At 66.3% G+C, this 11,450-nt stretch carries 9 protein-coding genes; 6 read left to right on the forward strand and 3 right to left on the reverse strand.

The window, feature by feature from the left end; translation table 11 throughout:
• From ACRDUX_RS07710 to ACRDUX_RS07735, 6 genes are all read left to right on the forward strand, one after another.
• The coding region (locus tag ACRDUX_RS07710; RefSeq protein ID WP_526412580.1) for an ABC transporter substrate-binding protein at positions 1 to 1,519 on the forward strand (1,519 nt) is incomplete at its 5' end.
• 6 nt (positions 1,520 to 1,525) lie between these two features.
• On the forward strand, positions 1,526 to 2,494 hold the full coding sequence (locus ACRDUX_RS07715; protein WP_526412582.1) for an ABC transporter permease: 969 nt from the start codon (positions 1,526 to 1,528) through the stop codon (positions 2,492 to 2,494).
• 86 nt (positions 2,495 to 2,580) lie between these two features.
• A complete protein-coding gene (locus tag ACRDUX_RS07720; protein WP_526412596.1) occupies positions 2,581 to 3,360 on the forward strand; it encodes an ABC transporter permease in 780 nt (259 codons plus the stop codon).
• 15 nt (positions 3,361 to 3,375) lie between these two features.
• Positions 3,376 to 5,028, forward strand: coding sequence for an ABC transporter ATP-binding protein (locus ACRDUX_RS07725; protein WP_526412584.1), 1,653 nt, complete (start codon positions 3,376 to 3,378; stop codon positions 5,026 to 5,028).
• Positions 5,025 to 6,419, forward strand: coding sequence for an NtaA/DmoA family FMN-dependent monooxygenase (locus ACRDUX_RS07730; RefSeq protein ID WP_526412586.1), 1,395 nt, complete (start codon positions 5,025 to 5,027; stop codon positions 6,417 to 6,419). The genes ACRDUX_RS07725 and ACRDUX_RS07730 overlap by 4 nt, the downstream gene beginning before the upstream one ends.
• Before the next feature lie 56 nt (positions 6,420 to 6,475).
• The gene (locus ACRDUX_RS07735) at positions 6,476 to 7,879 is read left to right on the forward strand and encodes an LLM class flavin-dependent oxidoreductase (RefSeq protein WP_526412588.1); all 1,404 of its coding nucleotides are present in this window, start codon (positions 6,476 to 6,478) and stop codon (positions 7,877 to 7,879) included.
• Between the two features lie 28 nt (positions 7,880 to 7,907).
• On the opposite strand, the gene ACRDUX_RS07740 is transcribed toward ACRDUX_RS07735, so the two are convergent.
• The 3 genes from ACRDUX_RS07740 to ACRDUX_RS07750 form a co-directional block, all read right to left on the reverse strand.
• Positions 7,908 to 9,293 carry a styrene monooxygenase/indole monooxygenase family protein gene (locus tag ACRDUX_RS07740; protein ID WP_526412590.1) on the reverse strand — a complete coding sequence of 462 codons (1,386 nt, stop codon included), beginning with the start codon at positions 9,291 to 9,293 and terminating at the stop codon, positions 7,908 to 7,910.
• 99 nt (positions 9,294 to 9,392) lie between these two features.
• Entirely contained in the window at positions 9,393 to 10,526 is a 1,134-nt protein-coding gene (locus ACRDUX_RS07745; protein WP_526412592.1) for an LLM class flavin-dependent oxidoreductase, read from the reverse strand.
• 129 nt (positions 10,527 to 10,655) lie between these two features.
• A partial coding sequence (locus ACRDUX_RS07750) for a polysaccharide deacetylase family protein (protein ID WP_526412594.1) occupies positions 10,656 to 11,450 on the reverse strand: 795 nt, incomplete at its 5' end.

Below are 11,450 nucleotides of genomic sequence, written 5' to 3' on the forward strand. Positions count from 1 at the left end.
ATCGGCCAGCTCGACTTCGGGTCCGAGTGGAGAGCCCCAGCAGGGCGGCACCCTGGTGTTCTCGGACGTGCAGTTCGTCACCGACGCGTTGAGCACCAACTACACCACCGCCAACCTGCTGTTCCAGGTGGTCGACCGGCTGGTCTACATCGATCCCAAGACGGGCGAGGTCCAGGGCTGGCTGGCTCAGGAGTTCTCGCGGAACGACGACGCGACGCAGTACACGTTCAAGATCCGCGACGGCGTGACGTTCAGTGACGGGACACCGCTGAACGCCGACGTCGTGAAGGCGAACTTCGACCAGCTCGGCAAGGGTGATCCCAGCAAGAAGATCCCGGCCTTCAGCGACTTCGTCGGCTACGACCGCAGTGAAGTCAACGGCAACACCGTCACGGTCTTCCTCGACCGCCCCAACACGAACTTCTACAACGTGGCGGCCAACGGCCGCGCGGGCATCCGCGGACTCTCGACCCTGGCCCGTGACTACGACGGGCAATCGAAGATCGAGAACGTCGTCGGTTCGGGTGCGTTCGTCTACGAATCACAGGTTCCCGATCAGGAGGTCGTGCTCAAGAAGCGGCCGGACTATGCGTGGCCTCCGGCGTCCTCGCCAAATAAGGGCGCAGCCTACCTGGACAAGCTCGTCGTCCGAGTGATCGGCGAGCCCGGCCTCCGCGCGGGTGCCGTCCAGTCCAAGCAGGTCGATCTCGCGCGCGGCATCCAGCCGACCGATGAGGCCGCCCTCTCGGGGGGCGGCTTCCAGGTCATTCCGGTCGCCGCGCCCGCGCTGACCGTGAACCTCGTCGCGTTCCGGGTCAACAACGAGCTCGTCGACGACGTACGAGTGCGCCGTGCGCTGCAACTCGGCATCGACCGGCAGGCCGTGGTCGATACGGTCCTCTCTGACAGCTACCACGCCAGCGACTCCGTTCTCGGACACGATGATCCGCTGTTCGCCGACGAGAGCGCCGACATCGGGTACGACCCGAAGAAGGCAGCCAGCCTGCTCGACGAGGCCGGGTGGAAGGTCGGGTCCGACGGCATTCGCGAGAAGGACGGCAAGAAGCTCAACGTGACGTTGGCGGCGTCGAACCAAAGTGTCGTGTTCCGCCCCGCATTCGAGTTCATCGAGGCGGGCTGGCGTGACCTCGGTGTCGCACTCGTCAACAGGGCCGGCGACACCACGCTGTTCAATCAAGCCAATACGGATCCGTCAACGCCCCTGCTCGGCACCCGCACCGGATACAACATCGGTCTTGGGCTGCTGTTCGGACGGGACAACGGCAACCTGACGTTCGCCAAGAACGACGACCTGGTCGCCTTGGCGAACGAGGAACTGAAGGCCACGGACCCAGCAAAACTCAAGGATGTCGTCGCCCGCGAGCAGAAGAAGATCATCGACGATCAGTTAGCCCTCGTCCTGTGGGACGAGGTCCAGGTCCATGCGGCCGCTCCGAACGTCCACGTGGATTTCACCAACTACACCGAACCGCTATTCCAAAGTGCGTGGAAGCGCTAGCCGTCCATGTTGAGATACGTCCTTGCCAGGGTCGGTCAGTCGGTGATCGTTCTGCTGCTCGCGTTCACCGTCATCTTCTGGGGTGTCAGCATTCTGCCAACCGATCCGGTGTCGATCTTCGTGGCCAAGGGCGACAGCTCCTTCAACCCGGACATCGTCGCGCAGGTCAAGGAGTTCTACGGCTACGACAAACCCGTCTGGGTTCAGTACTTCGCACAGCTGAATCAGGTGTTGCACGGCCAATTCGGATTCTCCCTGTCCAGCGGGCAGGCGGTGACCGACCGGATCGGCAGTGTGATCGGCGAGACCCTCAAGCTGGCCTCGACGGCGACGGTGCTGGCCCTCGCCTTCGCCCTGACCATCGTCCTGCTGGCGACGACCGGCAGGGTCGAATGGCTCCGCACGTTCATCCGGAGCATCCCATCGCTGTTCAGCGCCATCCCGACGTTCTGGCTCGGTTTGGTGGTGCTGCAGATCTTCTCGGTGCAGCTGGGCCTGTTCTCACTCTTTCCGGACGGGTCCTTGGCATCGCTGCTCATTCCGGCACTCGTGCTCGCCGTGCCCATCTCGGCCCCCATCGCACAGGTGCTCCTGAAGAACGCCGAGGCGACGCTTGCCCTGCCCCACGTCAACACCGCCAGGGCAAAGGGTGGAACCCCGGGGTGGGTCATCCGCAAGCACGTTCTGAAGAATGCGGCCGGTCCGGCGTTGACCGTGACGGCGACGACCGTCGGGGCCCTCCTCGGCGGCTCGGTGATCACCGAGACCGTGTTCTCCCGTTCGGGGCTGGGAACCGTCCTGTTGCAGGCGGTTTCCAATCAGGACATCTCGCTCATCCAGGGGCTGGTGCTCTTGACGACGGTCGTCATCGTCGGCGCAAATCTCCTGGTGGACCTGGTGTACCCGATCCTCGATCCACGCGTCACCAAGATGCAGCGGCGGGGTTTCAACACGCGACTGGGTAGGTTCACTTGACCGGCGATCTCGACACCCGACCGCAGGACCCGACGGCCCGGGCGCGCAAGGCCGTTCGCTCGGCCTTCCTCGCCACGCCGTGGTCGGTGCGGCTGTCCGCGGCCCTGCTGATCCTGGTCGTCGGGTGGGCTCTGGTCCCTGGCCTGTTCACCGACCAAGATCCGTTGACGGGCAACCACCTCGACAAGTTCCAGCCGCCGAGCGTCGCCCACTGGTTCGGCACGGATCACCTCGGCCGCGACGTGCTCGCCAGGGTGATCTTCGGAACCTCGCACACCATCCTGACCGCGGGACTCGCCGTGTCCGTCGGTCTGGTCGTCGGCAGCATCCTCGGGATTCTGGCCGGCGTGTCGGGCCCGGTCGTGGACGCCGTCGGGATGCGGATCAGCGACGTGCTGTTGTCCCTGCCCGCCTTCCTGGTGTCCATCTGGATCGTCACGGCCTACGGCCCTGGCCCCCTTTCGGTGGGCCTCGGTGTCGGGATCGGTTCGATTGCGATCTTCGCGCGGGTGTTCCGCACCGAGGTGTTGCGCGTCCGCGCACTGGATTACGTCGAAGCCGCGTTCCTTTCGGGTGAGACGCGATGGTCGGTGATCCGCCGCCACATCGTGCCGAATGCGGTGGGCGCCATCGTCGCGTTGGCCGTCATCGACCTCAGCGCGGCGATCCTGGCGATCTCGGCGCTGGGCTACCTCGGCTACAGCGCGCCACCGCCTACCCCGGAGTGGGGTCTGCTGGTGGCGGAGGGCCGGAGCTATCTGGCGACCGCCTGGTGGCTCACCTCGCTGCCCGGCGCGGTGATCCTGCTCGTCATCGTTGCGCTCGGCGTGGTGAGCCGGCGAGTGCTGAAGTCCAACCACATCTGACCTGGAGAACGCGACATGGCAGAACGCCTGCTCGAACTGACCGACCTGGTGGTGACCTACCCCGGCGGCTCCCCCGGCGCCAGGCCCAAGGTCGCGCTGGATCACGTCAACCTGAGCGTGTCCGCGGGTGAATTCGTCGCCGTGGTCGGTGAATCCGGTTCTGGCAAGACCACACTGGCGAACTCGGTGGTCGGATTGCTTCCGCCGTCGGCGGCGTTGACCGCCACGTCGCTGACCCTGGGTGGGCGCAGCACGTTGGGTCTGAGTGAGCGCGAGTGGAGTCGGATCAGGGGCAGCACCGTCGGTTTGGTGCCGCAGGATCCAGGTGCGTCGCTGAATCCCGTGCGCACGGTCGGATCCCAGCTTGCGGAGATCTTCGAGTTGAAGAAGGAGAAGCTGAGCAGGCAGGAGGTCAGGCAGCGGTGTGTCGAGCTGCTGGCTCAGGTCGAGATCGACCACCCGGAGCGACGGCTGAAGCAATACCCCGGCGAGCTGTCGGGCGGGATGCGACAACGCGTGCTCATCGCGATCGCCTTCGGTCTCAATCCGGCGCTGCTGGTGGCCGACGAACCGACGTCCGCGCTCGACGTGACGGTTCAAAGCCATGTGCTGCGTGTCTTCGATCGGCTGGTGGCCGAGCACGGGACGACGGTTCTGTTCGTCACTCACGACATCGGCGTGGCCACCGACCACGCGTCGCGCGTGGTGGTGATGCGCAACGGCGCCGTCGTCGAAGACGCACCGGTCGAGGAGATCGTCAGCTCGCCGCGATCCGAGTACGCCGCCCGACTGGTCCGCCGAATCGGCGCCATCGCACGGCCGGAACCGGTCCGCACTCCGCAGGACGGTGATGCCGACGGTGCCGACGGTGGCGACGACGTCATCCAAGTCTCGAACGTCACCAAGGAGTTTCGTGTCTCGGGCCGAACCAAGCACGTCGCTGTCGAGGACGTGAGTTTCACCGTCCGCCGCGGTGAGACGTTGGCACTGGTTGGCGAATCCGGGTCGGGCAAGTCGACCACGGCCAAGATGATCATCGGCCTGACGAAGCCCACCCGTGGGACGGTCAAGGCACTTGGACGCGACGTCACCAGCCTGGCTCAGCGGGCCCGACGCGCGCATTGGCGGGAAATCCAGTTCGTCTACCAGAATCCGGATTCCGCACTCGACCCGCGCTGGACCGTGCAGCAGATCCTCGAAACTCCGCTGCAGTCCTACGGTGTGCGCGACCGTCGCGAACGCGAACTGCGGATATCGACGGCACTGGACAACGTCAGCCTGACCCGGGAGAAACTGGACCGCCGCGCTTCCGAACTCTCGGGAGGCGAACGCCAGCGGGTCGCCATCGCCAGGGCGCTCGTCGTCCGACCCGAGGTGGTCCTGCTCGACGAACCTCTCTCGGCGCTGGACGTCGTGACACAGGACCAAATCATCGCGCTCCTACTCGACCTGCAGCAGCAACTCGGCCTCACCTACCTCTTCATCTCCCATGACCTGTCGGTCGTCCGCCGGATGGCTCACCGCGTCGTCATCCTGAAGTCGGGACGGGTGATCGAAAGCGGTGACACGGCAACCGTGTTCGACACCCCACGGCAGCCGGAGACCAAGGCGCTGCTCGATGCCGTCCCCGGTCGACGGCTGGCGCGGCTGGCCCTGGCGGCGCAATGACGTCGGACACGTCCGGTCCCGGTGCCATCGATGGGAGGGCGCCGTCGGTGTTCTTCGTCTCCTCGGAGTTCCACTTCACCGATCGATTCCCGCGGTGGAAGCAGGGCGACGGCACCGCGTCCAACGAGGATCACCGCGCCAAGGCGCACTTCGCCAGGGATCTCGAGCAGCTCGGCTTCGACGCGGTCTTCATCGCCGACTTCGCCGGGCTGAACCGGACGCAGATCAGGTACTCCGGCCCTCGCGCGTTCGAACCGATCACCCTGGCGGCCTTCCTCGCAGCGCATACCGAACGCATCGGACTGGTCATCACGCTGTCGACCCAGTTCTGCGAGCCGTACACCGTGGCGCGCGAGTTGACCTCGCTGGACCGTCTTTCGGGCGGCCGCGCCGGCTGGAACGTCGTGACGTCGTTCAACGGTGAGTCGAACTACGGCTATGCCGAAATCCCCTCACCCTCGGACCGTTACCGCCGGGCCCGCGAATTCCTGGCCGTCACCAAGGCGCTGTGGTCGTCGTGGGACCGGGACGCGATCATCGCCGACAGACAGGCCGAGGTCTACGCCGACACCGACCGGATCAACGACGTGCAGTGGGCCGGCGAGCACTTCCGCGTCAAGCAGGCCCTCGACCTGCCGCCGAGCCCGCAGACCTTTCCGCTCATTGCGCAGGCGGGGGCATCGGACATCGGCATCGAGTTCGCCGCCGAGTCCGCCGAGGTCGTCTTCGTCGCCAGCCCCGACATCGAGGCAGGCCGGACCTACTACCGAACGCTGAAGACCGCCGTGGTGGCGCACGGACGGCGCGCCGACGATCTGAAGGTCTTGCCCGGAGTTCGGATCTACCTCGGCGACGACGACGAGCAAGCCTGGGCTGCTTATCAATCGGAACTCACCGAGCTCGACCTGGAGCGTGCGCGCGAGGCGATCACGTATGAAGTACCCGGTCTGGATCTGTCGGACCTCCGATTGGACGACGCCATCCCCCTCGACCGTTTTCCGGATCGGGAGGAACTCGAGAAGCACGGGCGCCGGGTCAGCCGTGCGTTGATCTATCGGAGCTGGATCGAAACCGGCGCCTATGCGCGGCTTCGCAACTTCCTGGTGCGGTATGCCACCTCGTTCGGGCACTTCCAGATCGTCGGCACTGCCCACGCCGCCGCCGAGATCATCGAGCGGTGGATCGACGAGGGCGCGTGTGACGGTTTCATCTTGCTCGGCGGGTCCAGCTTCAGCCGCATCGCCGACGATCTGATTCCGTTGCTTCGAGAGCGAGGCATCTTCCGCGACGAGAGCGCCATCCCAGGCGAGCTGTTGCGGGACCGCCTTGGCACCAACACGCCAGGCCTGCCGAACCCCGCGGTACCCGCCGACACGGGAGTGGCGCGGTGAGCGAACCGGGCACCTGCACGTCAACCAGACCGTCATTGCGACAGTAGGAGAGAGACATGACCCGTCCGCGGTTGATCCTCAACGCGTTCACCATGAACACCGCCACCCACGTGTCCTATGGGTCGTGGCGCAACCCCGAAACACGCAGCGTGGAGTTCGATCAGCTCGACGTGTGGGTGGACCTGGTCAAGCTGCTCGAGCGCGGGAAGTTCGATTCCGTGTTCTTCGCCGACGTCGTCGGCGTGTACGACGACTACCGCGGCGGATGGGAGACCTATCTCCGCGAGGGGCTTCAGATCCCCAATCACGACCCCTCGGCGATCGTGTCCGCGCTGGCATTGTCCACCGAACATCTCGGCCTGGTCATCACGAGCTCGGTGCTGCAGGATCATCCGTTCTCGTTCGCGCGCAAGATATCCACGCTCGATCATGCGTCGAAGGGTCGCATCGGCTGGAACGTCGTGACCAGTGCGCTGAAGAACTCGGCACGCAACTTCGGACTGCCGGAACGCGAGGAGCACGACGCCCGCTACGAGTGGGCCGAGGAGTACACCGAGGTCGTCTACAAGTTGTGGGAGGGTTCCTGGGACGACGGCGCCCTGATCCGCGATCGCGAACGCGGGATTCACGCCGACCCGGACCGGGTGCACAAGATCAACCACGTCGGCAGGCGCTACTCGGTCGAGGGACCTCACCTGAGCTTCCCGTCGCCGCAGCGCACACCGGTGATCTTCCAGGCCGGAACCTCTACGGCAGGAAGAACATTCGCGGCACGCCATGCCGAGGGCGTGTTCATCAACTCCGCCTCCCCGAAGGGCGCTCGCATCGTCATCGACGACACCCGCGACCGTGCGGTGGCGGCGGGTCGCCGACGTGACGACGTCAAGTTCTTCCAGGGGATGTCCTTCGTCGTCGGGTCCACCGAGGCCGAGGCCAAGGCCAGGGCCGCCGAACTCGACGAGTTCCTGAGCGTCGACGGCTTGATCGCGCACCGCAGCGGTGGCATCGGCATCGACTTCGGCGGTCTGGATCACAACACCCCGATCGGCGATTTGGCTGCCGACGTCCAGGGCACGCGCAGCACGATCGAATCGCTCATCGCCGCAGCGCCACCGGGTACCAATCCCACCATCGCCGACTTGATCCGCCAGCAGCAGGAGTCCACCCGCGTCGTTGGCACCCCGGAGCAGATCGCCGACGCCTTGGAGGTGTGGCAGGACGCGGGCATCGACGGACTGAACATCCGCTACATCACCACGCCGGGAAGCTTCGAGGACTTCATCGAGCACGTCGTCCCCGAGCTTCAGGCCAGAGGGTTGGCGCAATCCGAGTACGCACCAGGGACGCTGCGGGACAAGTTGTTCCGAGCCGGGTCCGCGCTGCCCGATCGACATCCCGCCAGGCACTGGCGCGGCAAGTTCAGCCCATCGGCCGTCTCCGCGGGTACCGCAGGGTCCTGAGGTAGACGCGGCGAGACGAACCGCGCGGCTATGCCACCGAATGCCGTACCGATGATCGTTGACCGTACGTCGAGTACTCGAACCGCGCCTGCGGCACCCTCGAGAGCAGATCGTCGGCGGGCTCACCTGACACCTCGGCGATGAAGTCACGCGCAGCGCGGCGTGAGCCGGTCCGCAACAACGGTTTCGGATCCGACAGCAAGCCGAATAGCGCCGCGCCGAACTCCGGGCTGACGGACGCGGCCGGGAAGAACAACTGCCCGTACGGAGCGAACTCGGGATCACCGAGGAACAGTCGCGTCACGAGCACCGCCGCCGCACCGCGCGTCGACCAGAAGTGCTCGAACCGATCGTGCAGCCACTCCTCGTCGAAGCGGCCGGTGTGGTCCCTGGCGGCCGCCACCAGTTGAGCGGCCTGAATGAGACCACCCTGGGCGCCCTGTGCCCCGATCGGGTCGAAGGAGATCGCGGTGTCACCGAGGGCCAGCACCGGGTGGCCGTTCGCGGTGATGCCCACGGCGTGACGAACCGTCGGGGTCACCGCACCGCGCAGCCAGGAGTGCCGATCGCCTCGGATGACGCTGGTGGCCGAGACCTCTGGCAGATCCCAGTCGACGTAGTCGCGGTGCACGTCGGTGACGATGCGGTGCGCCGAGGTGGCGCCGTCGGCGGCGGCGAATCGCTGCTCCCAGTCACTGCCCGGTTTGGCGAAGCCCAGGAACGACCAGACCGGGCCGGCATCCTTGTGCAGATACGGTCCCCACCAGAGCTCACCCTGTTCGGAGCTGATCGCAAACGTGTTGTGCTCGCCGCCTGCCGAGCCTCGGTGGGCGAAGACGTCGGGACCGTGGCCCAGACCGGCGACGGTGAGCATCAGAAGGGTCCGCTGCGGCTTGTCGTAGACGGTGCGGGACTCGTCGACCGCGAACAGTTTGGACAGGCCACCCCGTCCGGTCGCCACCAGCGTGAGGTCATGCGCGGCCGCAACGTCGTCGAGAGAATCACCGGAGATTGCCGAGATGACGAAGCGGCCTCCCCTGGTGATGAATTCGTTGAGCCGCTCGTCGACCTTCAGACGCGTGTCCACCCCGACGGCCCGGATCCCGCCGTAGCTGACGTCGAAGTCGAGGCCGTCCTTGCGCTCGGCGCCAGAACCGCTGAAGATCTGGGTGCTCTGGCCCGTCACGCGCGGGGCGCGGCTCGCGTAGTCGTCGAGGCCCAGCTCTCGCTCCGCCGCCTGAGCGACTGCGAAGGTCACCGCGGTGCCCGTCGCGGGGGCGCCGTCGCGCAGGCTGTGCTGATCCCGGTCGCTGAAGAGCGTCACCTCGAAGCCGGCGTTGAGGAATCCAACTGCGGCGGAGACTCCGGTTTGGCCTGCTCCGATGATCGCCACTGATCGCCTGTGAGAACCCATGGTCAATGTTCGATCAGATCGACACAGGCGGGCACCCTTTGGTGTGCGCTGATTCTAATTCCAGCGGAAACAATCGTGGCGATCAGATCTGGGCGGGGCTCAGCGACGGGCCCACTCGTCGGCAAGCAGCTCGTAGGACCGCACCCGGTCGACGTGATCGTGAGTGATCGTCGTGATGATCAGCTCGTCCGCCTCAGTGGCGTCACGCAGCCGCTCCAGCTGATCGGCGACCTGGCTCGCGGAGCCGACGAACTGGGTGTCGATGCGATCCGCGACGAGGGCGCGGTCCTCGTCGGTCCAGGTGTGGGTGCGCGCTTCGTCGGGTGTTGGGAAGGGGATCGCCCCTTCGGCAGTACGAATGCTGCGTACCCAGAGCCCGTAGCCCGTGGCGAGTTCCCGTGCGGTGGCTTCGTCCTCGGCGACGACGACGTCGGCCGACACCGCGACGTGGGGTCGGGCGAGATCGGCCGACGGTGCAAACGCGGCCCGGTAACCACGGGTGGCCTCGAGAATGCGGGCCGGGGCGACGTGATAGTTGGCGGCGAACCGTAACCCGTTGTGCCCCGCGACCAGTGCACTCTCACCGCCGCTGCTGCCGAGGATCCAGACTTGAAGGTCGGCTCCGCGGCCCGGTACGACGTGAGCCCGCTCGCCGTTGGCGGAACGATAGACGTCGGCGATGAGGGCGAGGATGTCGCCGACCTGCTCGGTGTAGTCCTGCGCCTTCGCGTCGGGCAACTGCAACAGCGCCTTCTGCATGGCGATGCGTGGCGACTTCAGCAAGGGCGTCGGATCGAACGGCGCGGGGATCGGCAGGCCGTTGGGCGCGCGCCCGTTCACCACCGCCTGCGGCACGCGTGCGGCTTCGGCAGTCGGGCTCGGCGCGGCGGGCCTGCCGCCGGAACGACCAAGACCGAGGTCGAATCGACCGGGGTGCAGCGCATCCAGCAGACCGAACTCCTCCACGCTGGACAGGGCCGTGCGGTGCCCCATCTGCAGGGCCCCCGAGCCGAGCCGGATCGTCGAGGTCTCGGCGGCGGTCAGCGCCAGCAGCACGGCGGGTGAGGTGCCTGCGACACCGGGATTGAGGTGATGCTCGGCGAACCAGTAGCGGGTATAGCCGAATTGCTCGGCGTGCCGTGCGAGATCGATGCTGTTGCGCAGTGCCTCGGTCGGCGTTGATCCCGACGAGACCGGCACCAGGTCGAGTACTGCCAGCGGAGTGGCGCTCATGACCTGCTCGAAGGTACCGGCGCCAGACGGGGCGCCGCGCGCCAACCACACGGCCACCCGCCTGGGCTACCGCGCCATCGGCCACTTCGCGCACGTGGAGATTTGAATCTTGCTGAGCCGAAGACGTCGTCAGCCTTGCTCGCGAAAGTGTGTGGCGATGTCGTCACTGGTGGTCAGCCAGACGTCCGATTGCGCGGCCAGGTAGCCGAGAACCTGGTCGAGGTACTTGTGCCGGAACGGTTGTCCGATGACGAACGGGTGCAATGCCAGCGCCATGACTCGCCCGCTGGTGGCGGAGTCGGCGTGCAGCTGTTCGTACTGGTCCTTGACGATCTGGACGAACTCCGGACCGGTTGTGCCCTTCGCGAAGAGCAGTAGGTCGTTGAGCTCCACCGAGTACGGGACGCTGATCATGCCCGGCACGGTCAGCGGGTACGGCTGGTCGTCATTGGTCCAGTCGAGGACGTAGTCAAATCCGAGCTCGGCCAACAGTTCCGGGGTGTGATGCGTTTCGGTCAGACCCGGCCCCATCCACCCGCGTGGCCGGCTGCCGGTCGCACCGGTGATGGCATCGGCGATGTCGGCGAGCAGCAGGCGTTCCTCGTCCACGGCCATCGCGGTGTGCAGGATCGAATTCGTCCGGCCGTGCGCGAGCCAGGTCCAGTTGCGCTGCAGCCCGGCCTCGATGATCTGCGGGTGGTTGTCGATGACCGCCGAGTTCAGCAGCACGCTGGGGCGAATGCCATGTCGGTCGAGGCTTTCGATGGTGCGCCAGATTCCTACCCGCGCGCCGTAGTCGCGCCAGCCGTAGTTGAGGGCGTCGGGAGTCAGCTCGGCCGTACCCGGCCAGATGCTGGTGGAGGGCTGGTCGAGCAGGAAGTGCTCGACGTTGAGCCCCACGTAGACGGCCACTCTGGCCTCGCC

It is taken from the genome of Mycobacterium sp., assembly GCF_050701675.1.
Taxonomy (GTDB): Bacteria; Actinomycetota; Actinomycetes; order Mycobacteriales; family Mycobacteriaceae; genus Mycobacterium.